The sequence below is a fragment of the Marinobacter sp. genome, assembly GCF_040882185.1.
In the GTDB taxonomy this organism is placed as follows: domain Bacteria; phylum Pseudomonadota; class Gammaproteobacteria; order Pseudomonadales; family Oleiphilaceae; genus Marinobacter.
In genome coordinates, this window is the sequence record NZ_JBBEBW010000006.1 from 122778 (window position 1) to 143729 (window position 20952).

15 protein-coding genes and 1 riboswitch are annotated in these 20952 nt (G+C 53.2%); of the genes, 7 read left to right on the forward strand and 8 right to left on the reverse strand.

The annotated features are described in order from the left end of the window. The first annotated feature begins 70 nt into the window (after nt 1-70). Both WEB64_RS05795 and WEB64_RS05800 read left to right on the forward strand, forming a co-directional pair. Nucleotides 71-640 carry an OsmC family protein gene (locus WEB64_RS05795; RefSeq protein ID WP_368059905.1) on the forward strand — a complete coding sequence of 190 codons (570 nt, stop codon included), beginning with the start codon at nt 71-73 and terminating at the stop codon, nt 638-640. Nucleotides 641-780: 140 nt separating this feature from the next. Beyond that, entirely contained in the window at nt 781-2457 is a 1677-nt protein-coding gene (locus tag WEB64_RS05800; RefSeq protein ID WP_368059903.1) for a GMC family oxidoreductase, read from the forward strand. 25 nt (nt 2458-2482) lie between these two features. Here WEB64_RS05800 and WEB64_RS05805 read toward each other — a convergent pair whose 3' ends face one another. The 4 genes from WEB64_RS05805 to WEB64_RS05820 form a co-directional block, all read right to left on the reverse strand. Next, on the reverse strand, nt 2483-5449 hold the full coding sequence (locus WEB64_RS05805; RefSeq protein WP_368059901.1) for an SPOR domain-containing protein: 2967 nt from the start codon (nt 5447-5449) through the stop codon (nt 2483-2485). 24 nt (nt 5450-5473) lie between these two features. Further along, nucleotides 5474-6307 carry a molecular chaperone gene (locus WEB64_RS05810; protein WP_368059899.1) on the reverse strand — a complete coding sequence of 278 codons (834 nt, stop codon included), beginning with the start codon at nt 6305-6307 and terminating at the stop codon, nt 5474-5476. A gap of 77 nt (nt 6308-6384) precedes the next feature. Then, entirely contained in the window at nt 6385-6858 is a 474-nt protein-coding gene (locus tag WEB64_RS05815) for a DUF4402 domain-containing protein (protein ID WP_368059897.1), read from the reverse strand. A 524-nt stretch (nt 6859-7382) separates the two neighbouring features. After that, complete coding sequence (locus WEB64_RS05820; protein WP_368059895.1) at nt 7383-7940, reverse strand: DUF4402 domain-containing protein; 558 nt, start codon at nt 7938-7940, stop codon at nt 7383-7385. Nucleotides 7941-8078: 138 nt separating this feature from the next. Next, nucleotides 8079-8167, reverse strand: a riboswitch (cyclic di-GMP riboswitch). 191 nt (nt 8168-8358) lie between these two features. Between WEB64_RS05820 and WEB64_RS05825 the strand changes: the two genes are divergently transcribed. Next, nucleotides 8359-11100 (forward strand): EAL domain-containing protein, encoded by a 2742-nt coding sequence (locus tag WEB64_RS05825; protein WP_368059893.1) that lies wholly within the window; start codon nt 8359-8361, stop codon nt 11098-11100. Between the two features lie 179 nt (nt 11101-11279). Next, a complete protein-coding gene (locus tag WEB64_RS05830) occupies nt 11280-12875 on the forward strand; it encodes a GMC family oxidoreductase (protein WP_368059891.1) in 1596 nt (531 codons plus the stop codon). 88 nt (nt 12876-12963) lie between these two features. Here the strand turns inward: WEB64_RS05830 and WEB64_RS05835 are convergent, their stop codons facing one another. Together WEB64_RS05835 and WEB64_RS05840 are read right to left on the reverse strand one after the other, a co-directional pair. Beyond that, nucleotides 12964-13779 (reverse strand): Crp/Fnr family transcriptional regulator, encoded by an 816-nt coding sequence (locus tag WEB64_RS05835; protein ID WP_368059889.1) that lies wholly within the window; start codon nt 13777-13779, stop codon nt 12964-12966. Between the two features lie 18 nt (nt 13780-13797). Next, the gene (locus tag WEB64_RS05840; protein WP_368059887.1) at nt 13798-15207 is read right to left on the reverse strand and encodes a sigma-54 dependent transcriptional regulator; all 1410 of its coding nucleotides are present in this window, start codon (nt 15205-15207) and stop codon (nt 13798-13800) included. A gap of 904 nt (nt 15208-16111) precedes the next feature. On the opposite strand from WEB64_RS05840, the gene WEB64_RS05845 reads away from it, so the two are divergent. Continuing rightward, nucleotides 16112-16399 (forward strand): hypothetical protein, encoded by a 288-nt coding sequence (locus WEB64_RS05845; RefSeq protein WP_368059885.1) that lies wholly within the window; start codon nt 16112-16114, stop codon nt 16397-16399. 1 nt (nt 16400) lies between these two features. Here the strand turns inward: WEB64_RS05845 and chaB are convergent, their stop codons facing one another. Continuing rightward, nucleotides 16401-16631: a putative cation transport regulator ChaB gene (gene chaB / locus WEB64_RS05850; protein ID WP_368059883.1), complete on the reverse strand. Its 231-nt coding sequence runs from the start codon at nt 16629-16631 to the stop codon at nt 16401-16403. 321 nt (nt 16632-16952) lie between these two features. Next, nucleotides 16953-18332: an NAD-dependent succinate-semialdehyde dehydrogenase gene (locus WEB64_RS05855; protein WP_368059881.1), complete on the reverse strand. Its 1380-nt coding sequence runs from the start codon at nt 18330-18332 to the stop codon at nt 16953-16955. A gap of 348 nt (nt 18333-18680) precedes the next feature. On the opposite strand from WEB64_RS05855, the gene egtB reads away from it, so the two are divergent. Both egtB and egtD read left to right on the forward strand, forming a co-directional pair. Further along, a complete protein-coding gene (gene egtB, locus WEB64_RS05860; protein ID WP_368059879.1) occupies nt 18681-19994 on the forward strand; it encodes an ergothioneine biosynthesis protein EgtB in 1314 nt (437 codons plus the stop codon). Nucleotides 19995-19996: 2 nt separating this feature from the next. After that, on the forward strand, nt 19997-20952 hold a 956-nt coding region (egtD, locus tag WEB64_RS05865; RefSeq protein WP_368065527.1), incomplete at its 3' end, for an L-histidine N(alpha)-methyltransferase.

Below are 20952 nucleotides of genomic sequence, written 5' to 3' on the forward strand. Positions count from 1 at the left end.
TGCCTCATGCCCCAGCCTCCTGTTGTGACGTAGTTTGGAGTCGTACCCTTTGAACAGGAGCAGTCATCTCATGAAAACGAATACTACGAATATCGAACCAAAACTGGTCCCAGCCCGCCAGAAGCCATTGCAACAACGTTATCGCAAAGAGCCCGATGCCGCCTGGATTCGCGATGAAGCCCGGGCCGTTATCGGCGGAAGTGCGGACCCTTTCCATAGTGAGATCGAACCAGGGCACAATGCCGGAAAGCGTTGGTCTCTGGGTATCCACGAGGTGGTGGGCGGTTATCACGATGCCCCAAATCCAGGCGATCTGCTCTCGGCCTCGCTCGCCGCGTGTTTACACTCAACCACTCGCATGATCGCACAGTGGCTCGATATCGAGCTTGCCGATATCGAGGTGGTGGTCGGAGCGGAGTGCGACGTGCGGGGTTCCCTCATGGTAGACCAGTCGGTTCCGGTAGCGTTTCAGCGCATGGATTGTAATGTCTGGCTTCAGACTTCTATCCACACTGATGAAAAGAAGCTGAAGTCCTTGATGGAGTACGCGGAAGCTTGCTGTGTTGTCATGAAGACCCTACGCGGAGGCGTCAAAGTCGAGACAAACTGGCACTTTGAACAGGAAGCGTCGTATAAATGACCCATTGAAGTTTAAGTATTTGAAGGTCGCTTTTGTGGCGTTCAGTATGGCAAAAAGCCCAACGACGTGTTTGTATTACAACGCCGCCTCAACAGTCTGAGTCAAGAGCAGCCGCAGCCAGATAACCAGAAGGATCAAGCATGTCCGAAAACAATAAAGCTCAAGGGCAAGCGCAGGAGTTTGACTACATAGTGGTAGGTGCTGGCACTGCTGGCTGCCTGCTGGCCAATCGTCTGAGTGCCGACCCTGGGAACCGAGTGCTGCTCATTGAGGCGGGGGGACGGGACAATTATTACTGGATTCACATTCCAGTGGGTTATCTGTACTGCATCGATAACCCCCGCACCGACTGGCGGTTTCGTACCGATGCCATTCCCGGGCTTAACGGTCGTTCGCTGATCTACCCAAGGGGTAAAATCCTGGGCGGCTGCTCCAGCATTAACGGCATGCTGTATATCCGCGGCCAGGCCCGGGACTATAATCACTGGGCCGACGTGACGGACGATGAAGCCTGGAGCTGGGATAACTGTCTGCCGGATTTCATGCGCCATGAGGACCACTACCGGCTTGATGAGGGCGGCAATGCTGATGCTACCCACAGTAAATTCCACGGTCATGGCGGTGAGTGGCGTATCGAACATCAGCGCCTGAAATGGCAGGTGTTGGAAGATTTCGCCGAAGCGGCAGTGCAAGCCGGTGTGCCCCGTACCCTTGATTTCAATCGGGGTGACAATGAGGGTGTCGATTACTTTGAGGTCAACCAACGCTCGGGCTGGCGCTGGAATACCTCCAAGGCGTTTCTTCGCAGTGCTGCAAAACGCGATAATCTGACCGTCTGGCATTCGGCGCAAGTGTTGTCTCTGAACCTGTCTACAAAGCAGGGTGACCAACCCCGCTGCACCGGCGTGCGAGTGGTGAACGCGGACGGGCAGAACATTCAGGCCCTGGCGACAAAGGAAGTGATTCTCTCCGCCGGGTCAATTGGCTCGCCGCAATTGCTGCAGCTCTCGGGCATAGGCCCCAGGGATCTCCTCGATCAGTTCAACATCCCCGTCATTGCCGATTTGCCAGGCGTTGGCGAGAACTTGCAGGACCACCTGCAGATTCGCTCGGTCTACAAACTCCACGATGCCAAAACCCTCAACACCATGGTCCACTCTCTGGTCGGCAAGGCTCAGATTGGTCTCGAATACCTCCTTAAACGCTCCGGTCCCATGAGCATGGCGCCATCACAATTGTGCGCGTTTACCCGCAGCTCCGATGCATACGAGTACGCCAACATCCAGTATCACGTGCAACCTCTTAGTCTGGATGCGTTCGGCCAACCCCTGCACACGTTCCCGGCGATCACGGCAAGCGTCTGCAACCTCAACCCCAGCAGCCGTGGTACGGTCCGTATTCGCAGCCGCGATCCGAGGGAAGCTCCGGCCATCGCCCCGAACTACCTGAATACCGAGGAAGACCGCAAGGTAGCCGCAGACTCACTTCGGGTCACCCGTCGCATTGCCGAACAGCAGGCGTTCGCCAGGTACCGGCCTGAAGAGTTCAAACCGGGCCTTGAATATCAGACCGACGACGAACTCGCCCGCTTGGCTGGCGACATTGGCACGACGATTTTCCACCCTGTCGGCACCACCCGCATGGGCCGCGCTGACGATACCATGGCGGTGGTGGATTCTCATCTTCGGGTAAGGGGCGTGCAAGGGCTTCGAGTGGTGGACGCCGGGGTGATGCCCACCATTACCAGCGGCAATACCAACTCACCTACCCTGATGATCGCGGAGAAAGCCGCCAAATGGATTTTGAACGGGGAATAAAATGCTGACGGTTGATTATGTGATCCTAGCGTGCGGCTTGTAAATCGCCAAAGCGTCGTACCCAAGGCTTTGCTTGTGTCAAACTTGGTGGTAGTTGATCGAGGGCGGTTCGGGCCTCCTGGTAGCTCGAAAAATTACCATATATAACGGAATACCAAGGCAAACCTCGACGCAAAGTACGCACGTAAGCTGCCATCTGTTTTATTTGATGACGCTCCATGTAGTGCTTTACAGTTGCTTCAGAACTGGCCGCCATCAATTGAACAGTAAAATAGTCAGCGGGTTGATCTTGTACCCAAGATTCCTTACGGAAATCAGTCTGGGCGTACTGTTTTGATTCCTCACCATCCGAAAAATCTGAATGACTCTCACTTTGTCTGCCATTCGGTATTATCAGAAAGTCCACTCCGCTTATAAACGAGCCGTCCCCCGAAACGGTGAGCTTGTGTATGCCGGTATCTCTCAACCCTAAACGTCGTAACTGCTGAGGTGAGATTCTTAGCCAGTATTCACCCGCCACCACTTGAGGGACTATATAAAAGCCGTCCCAGCTACTTGTCGTTTCACCCACTACCTCATGCTGATCGTTTAATAGTTCCAACTCAAGGTCACCTATCCCTCGCTCGACGTCGTTTTCCAGTAAGTAGACTGTGCCATCAATTTCCGTAGTCAGGCGCACGGGAAATTCGAGCTCAGCCACGGTGCCGGGCCGCGGCACCAGGTTAAGCCCACCACGCTGAGGCGACCACTGAGGGTCCTCCAGAGTCGACATATCCACTCCGATGTCCACGTATCGTTTAACGGGGAGATGATTAATATGGGCGATGCCCGCAGCGTTCGTTCGTGCCTTGTGGCGACCGCCGTTGACCGTGAAACCAGCACCCGAAAGAGGCAGTTCATCGGCATCCATGACGCCATTATTGTTGTCATCAAGAAACATTTGGACCGATGCGGCGCCGCTGTTGGCCATTGGTCGAGCGTCGAATAGCCAGTCTGCCTGCCTCGGGTCTCGCCCCATGGCAACAAACAGCTGGGCGCCCAGCGCAATCTCGCCCGTGTCGACATAGCTGGCATTAACACCCAACCCATAACGTCCGAGACTTTTTGTGAAACCGCCAGTATAGCGGGTTTGCGGTGAAACAAAGGTATGCGCCACCCCCAGAGTCGTGCGGTAACCCTCACCCAAAGATTTGTCTGCAGTGAACGCCAGCACTGAAATATCGCTCCTAGCGCCCAGAGTGTAATTCAGTTGGCTGCGGAAACTCATGTCGCGAACCCGGCGACTGATGCGTAACGTACCCAGTGTATGTTCGATATCACCTGACGCCCGCCAGTTCAGCGTGTTGGTAAGGGCAGTACGGTAGACATATGCGGATACCCGTGCGCTTACATCAGTATTGGCAACGCCGGATTCCAGTTCATCCCGCCTCGCCTCCACGGTCACCGGCAAACGCGAACGCTCCCCCACCGGAATGGAACCGCTAAACCTAAGCTCATCCCGAGTGCGAATGGCGTCGCCTGAATCGAGAAACACGTCGCTGTTGAACTCATTCAAGTGTATGCGGCTCGCATCCACCGCTACCCCGCCGACACGGGTCTGCATCCCGAGCTCGGCAAGCGAACCACCTCCCTGAGCCTGGACAAAATCGCCGCTGATACTCATGGATTGCCAGAACGTGCGCATACCCAGGTTGGTGTACTGCCCATCGGTATCACCCACCGGCGCCCGAGTAAACCCAGCCATTACCGAAAGGGAGCGGGAAAGGCCCAGGTCGAACTGAGCCACGGACCGAGGCTTTCCCTCGTCGTCACGATGTTCGGTCAAGCTGTACTGGAACTCGCCGGGGGGTACCATGGATTGGGCCAAAGAAAAACTATATTGCTCCACCCGGGTCTGACCCAAAGGCCCGTTAAAAACCAACTGAAAGTCATTCCGGCCATAACTCAAGGGTTGCTCTTCGAACCGATATCGGCCCTCAGAGTCGGCTAGTTGAAAGCCTACAAGAGCATCGTTGTAATAAAGCTCCACGTCCCAGCCAGGCGGCAGGTCTCCTTCAAAGACCTGCCGGTCAAAGCTGGTAGGTTGCGTCAATGGGCGGTTGCTCAAGATTACGCCTTCACCGTTAACGCCCCGAGTAACATTGTCAACACTTGGCGCCGAGATACTACCGAGCTGGAAAGACCGAGCCTGGAGCGGACCGAGCAAGCCGCCATCGGGGTCGTGACGACCAAGCGTTGCGCGCACATCCGGCGTGGGTTCCTGTTTGCGGCTGGAAAAATACAGGGACGACTCCATACCCAAAAGATCGCCGGTAAGAAAGGCAGTATAGCGCGCGTCCGTTTGGGTATTACCATCGTTTTGCAGTAGCTCGCTGGCGAACGTCTGATCAATAAAAGGCATGCTTAGCAATCTATAAGGCTGCTTATGCTGGGGATACCCCGGGTCTTCGTAGCCCGCTCGCATACCGGCTTGCTCACCCAGGCGCTCACGTTTGAGTCGGGCTTGTAATGGCAATGCCTCCAGTGCATAAACGCGCAGAGACAGGCTGGAGCGGTTGATCTCAAGTTCCACCGGCAGCCAGCGCTCAAGCAGGGACGTAGCAACGTAAATATCATCTGGCTCCGTTAAAACAAGAGCTGGGTCAAACTTCTCCGAGACTCCGGCGCGGGTAACCTGGGCCTGGGCCAGATTGAGACTGAACCCTCGGTCTTCAGTGAGAATAAAACCATTGGCGGTAGCTTGTCCGGGCTGAGTCTTTATAGCAATGGTGAGCAGCCGGGCCAATTCGCCCAGTGGTAGCAGCGTGTGCTCTCCAATGTCATAGGCAGGAATGGCATCGGAAAGAACTGACTGATCCAGGCGGATCTCGAGCAGCAGGAATTCCGGCTCCGTACTCTGGTACTGGGCTGATAGGAGAGACTGAGGATACACAATCGAGGCGAGTAGCAGGATTGGCACCGCCCATAAGCGAGTCCAGCGGCGAGTCAACACACAGATCACTTCAGGTAACACACATCAGGGCACTTGCAGAACCGTCTCGGCCAGCAGTGCGCCGCCGTCCTCCGCCTGTTCTCGATAGGTCACCCGCAACGCCCCTTTGGTGAGTCGAGAGCCGTCTAGCTGGTTCAGCGCAATGCTCGCGCGTCGTAAAGGGTTCGGTGTATAGACTGCAACGCCGTTGGCACGGGCAATTACCTTCTCACTACCGCTATGCGGAGTAAAGCTGATGGTCAGATCGCCATAGACAGACTGGTTGCCACTACGTTCCATAACAAAGGCCAGAACCGGTGCTTCATCGACCGGCCGCCGCAGGTCGAGATGGGTCAGTGCAATACTGGCTTCGGTGTTGCCATGACGAACAATCACTGGAATAGATGCGCCAACCAGTGCAGTCAGCATGATGCCGATCTCGTTGTCGGCCGTAGCGCCGCTGCTCTCGACGCTTGTTCTGCCTCTGGGATCGGGCTGCTTGGCGAAAAGCAGATGCGAGCGGTACTCGCCTGTTGCAAGGTTGGCAGGTTTGCGGACCATGATACGGACGGTTTGCCCTGCCCCAGGCGAAAGTGTAACTTGGCGGGGAGAGTACCTCAGCAGATCCTCGGCGAACTGTTCGTTAGGCAGCGGAATCTCTATTGCCGAGAACGCTCCCGTTTCGCTCATGCGGCGATTTACCAGGGAAATGCGATAGGTCGCGCTTTCGGTGCCATTATTGATCAATTCGAGTTGCGCCGCGCGCTGGTTTCCTGCAAAGACGATCCTGGTCGGATATAACATCAGCTCAGCCAATGCATGACTCACCGGTAAGAAAATGAGGAGGACGAACAGGGTGAGTCGGTGAAAGAAATTCATAGTTCTCTCTTTTCGGTTCAAGGCATGCGGCATCGTTCGGGCTCCTTATTAGCTTCATCCAGGCGGGCGACTTCCGTTTAGTTGTAATTCACTGTCACGGAGAAGGTACCGGAGTAACTGCCGGGGGCCTGGTCGCTACCCACACTGAGCGTTCCCCCGACGGACATATCCTGTGAGCCTCCAGCTCCCAATTGCCCACCCACTCCCGAGGGGCTACTGGTAAAATTATTGACGGGCATATCGATACCCGGACCCGTTAAGCTGACGAAATCATTGCCAGGCAGTTGAATTGTATAGGTCGCGTCAGGGTCGCCACTGACAGTAAATTGCGCAGCGGTACCCTGAGCCGACGGTATCAGTATTACGCCGCCACCGGCGTTGCGGTTACCACTGGTGCTAATCGTTACGGAGCCACCGGTACCAGCCACAAAATTGCCGAACGACAAGCTTTGGACATTCTCAATCGCAATGTCCAGTAGTGCCCAACTTGACGGGGTCACCATGGACGTCAAGGCGACGCCAACCAGTATTCTCGGCAAAGATGATTTCATTGCGACGCTTCTTTTGGGAATCGGCACATTAGTTGTATGTCACGGTAACACCGATATCGTTTCTGGCGGACCGGGTATCACCGGCAGCATCTAACATAAGGTTGCTCACCGGATCTCCGTTGAGTATTCCATCCTTTTGCATACGCTTAACACAACCGGCCAACCTCCCGATAGTTTGAAGGCAATCATTGCTCAAGACCGTCAAGAATGTAGCTGAGGCGGAATGGAGAGCTCTATTGTCCGGGCCGGGTAAACCAGCCCCCGGAAGGCGTATGGTCAAGTTAGCGGTGACGTCGCTGACAAAAGCGCCTGGGGCGGGTATCAAAACCGTATCACTGACATTGGCGGGAGCAATTACAACGGCACTGACCGAAGTTTTGACGCTGTCTGCGGACGCACTGGCACTGATAACGGCGGTTGTCGTCACCAGCGCCAATTCAAGGGCGGCGCACCTGAAAAATTTTTCGCACCCCGCTCTTGGTCTCATCAGACTACTACTCGCTTTTCTTGAACTCGGCGGACGCTCAGTTGTACTCTACAGTCGCGATCACGTCACCGTTGTAGGTACCCGAGACCTGGGTTGCACCTACGGCCAACTCTCCACCCAAGTAAATGGACTGAGCACCCGTACCGCTTAGCGTACCGCTGTTGACTTCACCCGTGGTTGCCCCGCCAGCGGTAAGATCACTAATCCTGGTCAAAACCATGGTCTGTGCAGCGTCGGTTGAGTGAACCAGCTCAGCATCACCGGTCCAGGTAATGCTATAAGTGGCATCGTTATCACCCGTGACATCGAACTTGGCAGCAGTTGGTGTGGCGCCTGAGGTGGACAGAATAGTCCCAGTTGCTGTTCGGGAACCATCGGTGGCAACGGTCACGGTGCCACCGGCGCCAGGCGCAAATTTACCAAATATCAGATCCACGCTTTTTGTGATTGCGATAGGTTCGATGACGGTTGCGCTCGAAGTGGTCGTAGCCTCGGCGGCGAAACTGCTGTTAGAAGCACCAAATGCTCCCAGCGCAACGGCCGAAGTCAGCGCCGCACGACGGAAAATCTTGCTCTGAAAAATGGATGAGTTCATTGTAAATCCCCTGTAAGCCATGCCGCCGGATTATTACCGTTAGCAATTGCTTGATTGAATACCAGTCAGGAGGATCCGAAAACAAAACAGTGGAGAGATGGATACGGTGAACCCGCATCCGGAAGAACCACATGAAATGTCGGCGGTCCCGCTGTCATAGAACTGTTAAGTTCGTTAGACCGGTGACTTTGCGTCCCCGTCTTTCAACGGGTTTGCCTTTACGTACACAAATAGGTTAGTTGAGACTACATTTTTTAGCAAGTAAGTAAAGTCGCATTATTTGCTACTACAAGTAACGGGGCCCAGCAGCTCCGACTCTGCAAAGAACGCATAACATTATCGGTGATCCCTGATACCAAACGTTACGTTGAAACTCGCCTAGACCCCATATACTTGTGACTATTATAGGGAGACTTCTTTGAACGGGGGGCTCGCCGCATTAGAAACCGGTCTCTATGCAGTAGCACTGGTAGATCTTCGTCTCGGCCCCGATTCAGGAATTGATCTGATTCGGGCAGCCCGAGCTCGAAGCATTACCACCCCTTTCATTCTTCTGACCGGGCAAGGTGATGAAGATTTGGATGTCCACGCCGTAGAATTTGGGGCCGCCGACTATCTTGTAAAAGGTTTGGTAGATGGCCAAACGCTGGTTAGAAGCATTCGTTACTCCATCGACAGAGCCGTAGCAATCAAAAACTTGGCGGCAAGTGAGGCGCGCCACCGGTTGCTATTTGAGAGCAACTCGGCCCCCATGTGTCTCATGGTGTCGGATTCGCTAGTGCTGGTTTCTATGAATCACGCCGCCCGAAAACTCTATGGATATGAAAACGAAGATATAAACGGACTGACTTTGAGCGATCTTCGTCTCCCCGAGCACCTACCGCTCAAACTACCTGCTGACGGGATCTTATTACGCGAAGGCGGTGTACTTGAAAGACATCGACGCAGGGATGGCGGAGAAATGATTGTTGAAGTTATCAGTAACAGAGTAAGCATCAACCAGCTTGCCTCTGAAGTACTGATGTTGACCGACATTACGACACAAGTTGAAAACAGTCGTCAGCTCCGGCTCTTTAAGCGCAGTATCGAGTCCAGCTCCAATGGCATAATCATCGTCGACGCAACGAAGCACGATATGCCCATTATTTACGTCAACAACGCCTTCGAGAAAATAACTGGCTACGCTACTTCTGAGGTCCTCGGACGAAACTGTCGCTTTCTGCAAGGCGACGACCTCAGTAACGAACAAAGTCTTGCTGACATCAGACAAGGCCTTGAAAAGGGCAGTGAAATATCGATAGTGCTTCGGAATTTTCGAAAGGACGGAAAACCGTTCTGGAATGACCTGTACATTTCACCCCTGCATGATGACCTTGGTAAGATTACCCATTTTATAGGTGTTCAGAACGACATATCGGAACGTAAATCAGCGGAACATAAGCTTGCGTTCAATATCAGCCATGATGTTCTGACCGGGCTACCCAATCGTACCCTACTAGAGGACCGGCTGAGCCAGGCATGTCAGTTTTCCCTGCGGTATGGCCGAAGCGTTGCCTTACTGTTCATTGATTTGGATGGTTTCAAGCTTATCAATGATTCCTTGGGGCACCGTCTGGGCGACCAGATTTTGATCGAAGTGGGCCGACGTCTGAACTCCCTTGTTCGGTCCGGCGATACGGTGGCCCGAATAAGCGGTGACGAATTTGTCGTGTTACTTCCGGATCTAGCCCAAACCGAAGATGCAATACTTGTGGTAGAAGCCGTCATTACGGAAATCGCCGCGCCCTACCATTTAGATAAAGAGACGATCCGTCTTACTGCCAGCGTGGGAATTTCTGCCACAGATGGCAACATTGAAACACCCATGGCTCTGCTGCAACAAGCAGACTTGGCAATGTATGGAGCAAAACAATATGGCCCTAATTCCTACCAATGGTACTCCCAGGAACTCAATGAAGAGGCCAGCTACCGTGTTGCATTACGTAACGAGCTTCAGAATGCTATCGACGAGGAGGAGCTCTCGGTTTATTACCAGCCGTTGGTAGATGCACGCTCGGGGCAAATCCGTAACGTTGAAGCTCTTGCTCGCTGGCAACATCCAACCAGGGGATTGATCTCTCCCGGCGACTTTATACCGCTGGCAGAAGAAACGGGGCAAATTATCGCCCTCGGCGAGTGGGTTCTCAGAAAAGCGTGCCGCGATATGGTGCATTTACATGCACAGGGTGCCCGGCATTGCTCCATCTCGGTCAATGTATCTCCGATCCAGTTGCGCAAAATTAACTTTGTCAAGACAGTCATTGAGGCGCTCCAGAGCTCAGGTCTTCCTGCCGAAAATCTGGAATTGGAAATTATTGAGTCTGTCTTACTTAAGGAGACTGATCGGGTCATTAATACGCTCCATGCCATTCGTAAACTCGGCGTGCATATTGCTATTGATGACTTCGGCACTGGTTTTTCGAGCCTTAGTTACATCAAGCTGTTACCTGCGAACAAGATCAAAATCGACCGTTCCTTTATTAAGGAGGTTATCGAAAACAGAACTGATGCTGCGATCACCCAAGGCGTAATTTCCATGGCCCATCACTTGGGCCTAGAGGTGGTCGCCGAGGGAGTTGAAACCGAGGCTCACGCTGCGTTCTTGCGCAAAAATCAATGCGATCTTCTACAAGGATTTGTCTTCGCGCGTCCGATGCCTTTTGACGAACTTGTCTCTTTTATCATTAATCATACGTCTGACGAAAAAAATAATTCTGGCTTCAATATAAGCAACCAGCAAGAGCCGACACTTCTGTTACTAGATGACGAGCCAAATATTCTCAAAGCGCTTGCGAGGGTGCTTAAACGCGATGGCTACCGAATCCTTTCCACCACGAGCATAAAAGAAGCCTTCAGCCTGCTCGCGACTAACGACGTTCAGGTTATTATCTCTGATCAGCGGATGCCGGAAATGTCAGGCACGGAATTTCTCAGCCAAGTAAAAACCATCTATCCAGGTACCGTTCGTATTGTGTTGTCAGGTTACACGGACCTGAAGTCGGTAACCGATGCCATTAATGAAGGGGCAATCTACAAATTCCTGACCAAGCCTTGGGATGACATACAGATTCGCGAGCATATTCAGCAGGCCTTTATATACTTTCGCGCAACCCAAGAATAAATCGCAGGTTCTTTGAAGGGTCAAGCATGTCCGAAAACAATAAAGCTCAAGGACAAGCGCATGAGTTTGGCTACATCGTGGTTGGTGCCAGCAATGTCTGCGGGCCCCTCTGAGTGCCAACCCCGAGAACCGGACGCTCGCGGAGAAAGCCGCCAAATGGATTTTGAACGGGGAATGAAATGCTAACGGTTGATTATGTGATCGTAGGGGGTGGCTCTAGCGGATGTGCCTTGGCGGGGCGTCTGAGCGAAGACTCCGGCACGTCAGTGGCGCTGATAGAAGCGGGCTCCGGAAAGGGCGACAGTGCACTCATTCAAACCCCGGGCATAATGACCGCGATGGTCGCAAAACCCATTAATAACTGGGCCTTTGAGACAGTTTCACAACCGGGCTTCAACGGCCGTAAAGGCTACCAGCCCAGAGGCAAGGTGCTTGGGGGATCCTCGGCCATCAACGCCATGGCCTACATTCGTGGTCACGCGAGCGACTATGACCATTGGGCATCACTGGGCAACTGGGGATGGTCTTATCAGGAGTTGCTGCCCTATTTTAAAAAATCCGAGAGCAACCACAACATACATAATGAGTGGCATGGTACGGATGGACCGCTGAAGGTCAGCAACCTGCAAAGTGACAACCCCTTTCAGGAGCACTATCTTGAGGCAGCTCGCCAGGTTGGATACCCGATCACAGAGGATTTCAATGGCCCGCAACAGGAGGGCATTGGCATTTATCAGGTCACCCAGTTTAATGGTGAGCGCTGGAGCGCCTTCCGGGGATATCTTAAACCCCACCTCGGCAGCCGCTCGAATCTGGTCCTCAAAACCAACGCGCTTGCTCAACGAATACTGTTTGAAGGCAAGCGGGCGGTTGGCATTGAATTCCGTCAGGGTAATCAGCTTCGGCAAATTCGGGCCCGGCGTGAGGTCATTCTCTCTGCCGGTGCGTTTCAGTCGCCGCAACTACTGATGTTATCCGGGGTCGGTGACGCTGGGGAGTTACAATCCGTCGGTGTCGACGTTCTCCATCATCTGCCGGGAGTGGGCAAGAACCTTCAGGATCACCCCGATTTTATTTTTGCCTATAAATCCAATGACCAGAACCTGTTGGGGCTTTCCATCAAAGGGGCGCTCCACGGAGCTAAACAGTTTGTACATTATCGCAAAACCCGCCGCGGCCTGCTGGCGTCGAATTTTGCAGAAGGCGGTGGTTTTCTCAAGACCAACCCCAATCTGGCTGCGCCGGACGTCCAGCTTCACTTTGTGGTCGCCCTGGTCGAGGACCACGCCCGAACGCTTCACCGGGGCCATGGTTTCTCGTGTCACGTTTGCCTGTTGCGGCCCAAAAGCCGGGGCACAGTCTCATTGCAAGACAAGTCTGCCCATTCAGCGCCGGTGATTGACCCCAGGTTTTTTGATCATCCAAACGACATCGAAACCATGGTCAGGGGTTACAAAATGACGGACAAACTGATGAAGGCCCCCGCTCTCACCCAGTTCATCACCGAGGATGTATTTACAGTAAATGTCAGAACCGACGACGATATCCGGACCGTATTAAGAGCTAGAACGGACACCGTCTATCACCCTGTGGGTACCTGCAAAATGGGGAATGATCACATGGCCGTTGTCGACGCCAGATTGAAAGTTCACGGTATCAAATCATTGAGAGTTGTAGACGCATCTATCATGCCTACTCTCATAGGCGGCAACACCAATGCGCCAGCGATCATGATTGCAGAAAAAGCAGCAGACCTGATTCGCGGCGCGGAATAACGAACTAGCACTGGCAACTGGCAACTGGCAACTGGCAACTGGCAACCATCTTGTATTGAGGGCCAAAGAAGGGCAGCTTTCTTCTCGGCTACTCAACGGAAATGGACGGTATAGCTGGCGTAACAGCGTCTTTGGGCGCTGTAGGGTTTTCCGCAGCCCAACCGGCAATGCCTTTGAGAGCCTTTATATCCGACAATTCAATGCCGTAACCACGAGTTGCAATGCAGCCTTGTTCCCGAAGCTGCCGGAGAATGCGGTTGACGTGGACAATACTCAAGCCCAGTGAATCTGCGATCAGAACCTGCGGAATTTTGACCAGACTTCTGTTCGGAGTGGTCTCTTCAGGCATTACAGTCTGACTGCATTTGCCCGATAATTCCTGAAAGTCCAGCATTTCCGAACGCTTCAGCCGGAAATCGACTTCCAGAAGAAAATGGGCCATCCGCTGGCGGGCGCTGTAACGAGTAAGGCCGACCAGTCTCTCGGTGAGGTTAGCCTGCTGTTTGGAGATCATTCGAATGAACAGACGGGAAAGCTCGGGAGATTCAGAGAACCCCTGCGTAATCTCATCCTTGTCATAGACTGCGAGCACCGTGTCCGAAAGTGTCATCAAACCAGCGGAATGATGCGCTTTCGACAGTTCTCCAAGAGCCACGACCTCCCTGGGAAAATAAAACTCAATGATCTGGCGTGAGCCATCTTCAAGATGCCGATGGGTGAAACAGACCCCTTTCTCCACTAACAGAAACTGATTGGCAGGCTCCCCCTCACGGAAGACCACGGTATTCTTCTCAAACTCCAGCTTTTGAGGAGGAAAACTATTCAGCAATAACCGCTCCTTTGCTGACAGACTTTCTCCAAATTCAACATTGCCGGTGAGTGCTTGGATTAGCGCTCTAGCCATGAGGCTATCCTCTCGAAGTTAAGCATCATTACGGTTTTCATATTCTCTTAGACGATTGTATAAGGTCTTCATACTGACCCCAAGAATATTAGCTGCCTTCTCTTTTTTTCCCTTACATTCGTCCAAGGTGGCGAAGATCAGGGTCTTTTCGGCCTCGGCTACAGAGGAACCGATACTCACGGTCACGGAAGGCCCTTGGTTGAGGTTATCGCTGGGAGGATCAACCACATCTTCTGGAATCTCGGCCTCGGTGATCAAACCGTCAGCCATGATATAGGCCCGCTGGACAACATTTTTCAACTCGCGCAGATTGCCCGGCCAGGAATAGTTTTCCAACATCCGTAAAGCATCCTCGGAAAAATCTATATTACCCCCGTCCTGCTCATTAAGCGCCTGCAGGAAATGTCTCGCCAGAATTCGGACGTCCCCCGCTCTCTCCCGCAAGGGAGGTAGCGCAATAGGGAAAACCTGCAGACGGTAAAGTAGGTCTGCCCGGAAATGCCCCTCTTTCACTTCGGTTTCGGGGCAACGGTTAGTGGCTGCCACGATACGTACATCCGCCTCTATCTCGCCGTCACCTCCCACACGGGAAAACCGTCGGGTTTCCAATACTCGCAGTAGCTTAACTTGCAGATCTATTGGCATCTCAGTGATTTCATCCAGAAACAACGTACCGCCACGCGCTCTTTCAAAAACCCCTTTATGCTCTCTCACTGCGCCAGTGAAACTGCCTTTCTCATGGCCAAACAACTCGCTTTCGATCAACTGGGGGGAAATCGCGCCACAGTTAACCGGTACAAAAGGTCGGTTGCAGCGATCACTGAGCTTATGGATGTCCTGAGCAACTATCTCCTTCCCGGTACCACTCTCTCCCCAAATAAAGACAGTGGCAGAGGTCGGCGCAACCCGTCTGACCTGCGCAGCTATTTTTTGCATCTTGCTTGAAGTGCTGGGTGTCATATCAAGCTCAAGTGGGGAAGGGTCACGCGTTGGGTTCGTCACCCCTGTCCCTCGGCATTCTTCACTGTCTACCCGGACACCGAGGGCCTGACACAGTCGCTCACGGGATATCGGTCTGGCGAGGTAGTGAGTGGCACCGTGACTCAGACACTGCTTCGCAAAAGCGTCACTATTAGCAGGGCCAATGACGATAATGGTTGCAGAGACCTCAGCAGCCAATTTTATTAACTGCAGCTGGCCAATGGTCTCCCGGTCTATGTCCAACACCAGACAGGGCGGGCGCGCACTACGAAGCACTTGCTGCGCATGGCTAAACACTTCGGTGTATGTGGTGGTAAAGTGAAGGCTGCTGAGCATTTCGGTTAAGGCCTGACCGTTATTGCTGTAACTGACAATCAGCAGGTGCGCCGAATCAGCAGAATGTTCGTTCGCCGAAAGTGGAATGTTTTTTGCGTCCATTAAAGTCATACATCGCTCCTTGTCACATCGATGCGGCCCATTATTGAGCTGGTCCATTCGCTTAATTCAGGCTAACGCGGCAACAACATGCGAACCTCGCTGACTCGGAGAAGGAGCCCCTTTCAGAAAGGGCGCAGGCAAACAACCTCACATCGGACATCGAAAAACGGTGCCCTGCGTCAGTCACTTGCCTGAGAAAAAGCGGGTCAGTAGACCCCCTTTTGAATCCTACAAATCCGGGTCAGGGTACGACACGCGACAACACATGACTTCTAACTACCTATGGGTTCAGCAGCGATATCAAGCCTTCACGTCAAGCATTCCGTAAAGACACCCCAAAACCACTATATTTCAACTATGGACCGAATATGGATAAAATCAACACGGAATTCCCGAAGGAAATTGCGTGGTTAAAATTTTTACATGTTATCTGTCCATTATTTATACGCTAACGCATTCAACTGCATATTCTTAACGACAAGCCCGCCTCAGAAGACTTATCTCCCGCTAAATTCAATTACAGAAACGTATACCGCTAAGCATGTACTGAGCGTCGCTAAACCAACTATAAATCCAGTCATTTTCCGCTCATATCAATGATTTAAAATATAGCAGTAAAATCATTTTTGTCGTTTAACTTAAGTTAATGCCTTTGAAGATTTTTTATGCTTAAAATTTCTAATCTTTATTTCTCCTGAACCCGAATCGGATGTCTTCTGGAGAGGCCTGAGAGTGCAACGGACCTCACGCGACGCCCTAATCGTCAACATCCTTTCTATTGTCATTGCATTGGGCATAGTGGGCTGCGAATACCCTAAAGATATGAACGACAGCCTGAACCGCCCCGGGTATCGCGGAGGCGTGCTGAATGTGAGCGTGACCGAGAACCTGCCTTGGGTGATCAGACGCGAAAATGATGCTTACGGGGTGGAACCTGCGGGAGGCGACAGGGGACCTTCTGGACCGTCGCCCCTATTCGATTTTAACGGGCAAATCTGAAAAACTGACGGAGAAGCTGGAGCACAAGTTACGGTTATTGGATTGGGTAGCGGATGCCGCCGTCAGACTTAAGGAAGAGGGTGATGTTCTCGCAGGTGAAGCGTATACAGCGTCGGCCTCTCATGAACGCCTGGTCGAAAACACAGAGAACGCAAAAAAACAGCTTGAGTCAGCGATGACCTCTCGACGCGCGCGCCCGTAACTCACGATTTGTCCTTTACCCATTGATCTCCTCTTTTATGGTATTCCATTTTGACTGCCGCCCACGCGACTTTGTGGGCAGTCTCCTCGCGCCCTGCGTCGCCCCGCCTATCGTCGGGATCTTTGTATTCATCCCACGCAGAATTAAAGGCCTTGCGGTATATGTCCTGAGCATGGGATGGCAGATTATCCTTTACATTGTCAGGTAACTCGGACTTTCGGTCATAAGGCATAAAAGCCTCCTGGTAGTATAAGGTTGCTGAGTTCAATGTGGGAAACACAGCAAAAGTAATGCCGTAATTTCTCCTCTTTCCGTCCGCCTGGGTAACTTACATTGTGGTTATACAAATCCGGCGCGAATTCGGGCCGAACGGTAAAAAGTACAATCAAAGCGGTAAATTCCGCCACCCGACCCGTTTCCTGGGTCCAGACTTTTACTCAACGATTGGATAGCAGCCGTATCCGCCTTGCTGCTCCGATAGGACAGCCTACAAAAAAGGGGAAGCCCATTCGGCTTCCCCTTTTCTGTCATTCAGACACCATCCACTGATGGTTCAAGACTGAGTTACCATGACGGCCTTCACATTCACGAACTCGTGCATGCCAAAACCGCCGTGCTCGCGGCCATAACCACTTTCCTTGACGCCGCCAAAAGGCAGGTTGGGCTGGGCAAGATTGTAGCCATTGATATTGACCATACCGGTGTCGAATTCATCTCGGGCCAACCGCAGGGCCTCGTCTTCGTCGGCGGAGAAAATACCGCCACCCAAGCCGTAGATGGAGTCGTTTGCCACCCGTATGGCTTCGTCCGTATCCTTAACCTTGATCAAAGCAGCCACCGGACCAAATAATTCATCATCGTACGCTGGCTGCCCCGGTGCCACGTTTTCCAACACAGTGGGGGGATAAAAGTAGCCTTTGCCTTCCGGAATTTCACCACCCAGTGAACAGATAGCGCCAGCTTCGATAGATTTTCGAACCTGTTCATGGAGGCCTGTCCTGAGATCTTCCCGAGCCATCGGTCCCATTCGGGTATCACTGTGGGTCGGATCTCCGAAGGAAAGCTTCTTCATCTCGGCCAGATAGGCGTCCCGGAACTCGTCGTACACCGCTTCCACGACAATGAAGCGCTTTGCCGCCACACAGGTCTGGCCCGCATTGTAGGTGCGACCCTGAACACAGATCTTGGCCGCTTTCTGAACGTCAGCGTCTGCCAGCACTATGTAGGCATCATTGCTACCCAGTTCAAGTACGGTTTTCTTGAGCACTTTAGCGGCGCGCTGGGCCACAGCCCGGCCCGCGTTGGGGCTGCCGGTCAGCGTTACGCCTCGCACCCGTTTGTGCTCGATGACCGCATCCGACACATCATGATCTATCAACAAGGTGCGGAAGGCGTGCTCAGGCATGCCAGCGTCCCGATAAAGCTTTTCCACTTCCATCGCCATGCCCCAGACATTGGCAGCATGCTTCAAAAGCACTGTGTTACCGGCCATGAGATTGGCAGCGCTGTATCGAATGACCTGGTAAAGCGGAAAATTCCACGGTTGTATACCGTAGATCACACCCTGGGGCTGATAGGAGACCACCGCACGCCCACCCTTAAGCTCTCGTGTTTCATCCGCCAATTCCTTGGGGCCCTGCTCAGCGGTGTACTCACAGACGGCAGCGCAGAGTTCGCACTCCTGTTTGCCTTCAGCCAGGGTTTTGCCCATCTCACGGGTCATCAGTGCGGCATAGTCATCTTGACGCTCCCGAATCAGGGAGGCGGTCTTGCGCAGGATAGCCGCGCGCTCACTGAAGTTGGTTTTACGCCAGCTGAGAAAGGCATTGTGTGCCTGTTCGACAACGTCCTCTGCTTCCTGGCGGGACATCAGCGAATAGGTTTCAAGTTCTTCTTCCGTGGCGGGATTAATCGTTTTGTGAGTGTTTGACATCACATTGCTCCTTGGTGGGCAATGGCGAACGCCACTTCAAATGGTCGGGCGCCAAAAAATTAACTACCACTTGAAGGTAACACGGCTGCCAACGGCACAGCGTAAAGGTTACATGATCGTATAGCTCCGGTTCGCGCTTGCGGTACAAGACTTCCCCCGAACCCAGCTCTCTATTACAGGGATTTAAACTTGACCCCGTTTCCCTCCCCCCGTTTACTGAAGTTCAAAGAAGAATGCCTGAGCCACGCAGTCCAGTCGTTTTTTTTAATCGAGTCCTTTGACCGCTATGGAATGTCGTAACAGTACAGTTTCTGAGAGAAGCACCTGTCGCCACAAGGAGTGCCAGCGATGACTTTGCCTCATGCATACATCTTGAGCGCTGAATATCAGACCAGCATTCCACTGGAAGACCGTCTGATAAGTTATAGCCAGACCCGCAAAGCCACCGAGGCGATTTGTGCCCCGCTTGAAAACGAGGACTATGTCATCCAGAGCATGTCGGATGTTAGCCCGCCCAAATGGCATTTGGCCCATGTCACCTGGTTTTTTGAGACCTTCGTGCTTATGCCTTTTCTGAGCAGCTACAGGCCCTTTGATCCGGCCTACGACCACCTGTTCAACTCCTATTACGAAACTCACGGCAAACCTTTCCCCAGACCGGATCGCGGCCTGCTGGCCCGGCCCACTGTGCAGGAAATTTACCGCTACCGACACTTCGTGGATGAAGCCATGAGGCGCTTACTGCAGTCCTCCATGGGTGTTGATCAGGATGAAATCCAACGCCGGGTCACTCTGGGCATCAACCATGAGCAACAGCATCAGGAACTGTTGCTTATGGATATCCAGCATATTTTTGCGCGCAATCCTCTTGCCCCCACTTATCGTAGCGGACTCACGGCTTCGGCCGGAGCCAGGTCACAACCGCTGCAATGGCATCGCTATCCCGAGGGCATGAGGACCGTAGGCCACAAGACCGACAATTTTTCATTCGCCCTTGACAACGAATCGCCCCACCACCAGGAATACGTGGCGGCCTTCCAATTGGCCAACCGCCCTGTCAGCAATCGTGAATTCATGACTTTCATCGCTGATGGAGGCTACCTGCAGACCGAACTATGGCTGTCCGATGGCTGGAACCTGCTCCAACAGGAGGGCTGGCAGGCGCCCCTGTATTGGGAGAAAACCGACGAAGGCTGGCACCAACGAACCCTGGGGGGGAGACAACCCATAGAACCTGAAGCCCCGGTGTGCCACATAAGTTTTTATGAAGCTGATGCTTATGCCAGTTGGGCCGGCGCTCGTCTGCCAACCGAGGCGGAGTGGGAGGTGGCCGCTCAGGACTTGCCAATCAAGGGCAACTTCCTGGAGACCGACTGGCTCCGCCCTGTACCGGCGTCGGCAAGGTCTGAAACGGGCTACCCCTTGCAAATGTTTGGCGACGTCTGGGAATGGACGGGTAGCGCCTACCGGCCCTATCCGGGTTTCAAACCACTGGCGGGCAGCCTGGGTGAGTACAACGGCAAATTCATGTCAGGCCAGATGGTGCTCCGCGGCGGTTGCTGCGCTACACCCGAGGCTCATATTCGTGCCACCTACCGAAATTTTTTTCCACCCCATGCCCGTTGGGCATTTTCCGGTTTTCGCCTCGCCAAGGAGGACTGAACATGGCTTCAGCAGTTCATTTTTATGACCAGCAACCTATAGCATCAGGCGCGCGTTCAATGCGTGAAGAAATTCTGGAGGGCTTACGGGCACCTCAAAAATACTCCTCTCCCAAATATCTTTACGATCAGCGCGGCTCCGAGCTCTTTGAGCTGATCTGTCAGCAACCGGAATACTACCCAACCCGAATTGAGGAAGGCATTCTGGCCACCATGGTGGACGAGATTGCCAACCTCGTCGGACAAAATGCGACCCTGATGGAGCTTGGCAGCGGGGCTAGCCGTAAAGTCCGGCTGTTACTCGAATGCCTGCAGATAACCAGTTATCTGGGCATCGACATCTCCCGGGATTTCCTGCTCGAAAGTACGCGCAAGCTGGCGGAGGACTATCCCTGGCTAGAGGTACATGCGGCCTGCGCGGATTTCTGTCAGCGCCTTAGACTGCCGCGTAACCTCAACTGTGAACGGTTGGTGGGGTTCTTCCCCGGCTCCAGCATCGGTAACTTCGAGCCCTCTGGAGCCCAGGCTTTCCTGGGTGGTTTGCACCGGACTTTGCCCAAGGGCAGTGGCTTATTGATTGGTGTGGACCTGTTGAAAGACCGGGCCACCCTTGAGGCCGCCTACAATGATGCGGCTGGTGTAACCGCGCAGTTTAATCTGAACCTTCTGCATCGTCTTGAGCGGGAACTCGGTGCCAATCTGGACCCCGACCGATTCAGCCATAAGGCCGTATTCAACGAAGAGCTTGGCCGCATTGAGATGCATTTGGTAAGCACTATGGCTCAGGTTATCAGCGTTGCAGGTGAGAGCTTCCGATTCCGTGCAGGTGAAACGCTCCATACCGAGAATTCCTACAAGTACAGCGTCGCCGGTTTCCAGGCGATGGCGCGCCGTGCGGGTTTCGCCAGCCGTGCTGTCTGGACGGATCGGCAACAGCATTTCAGCGTGCACTACCTCGA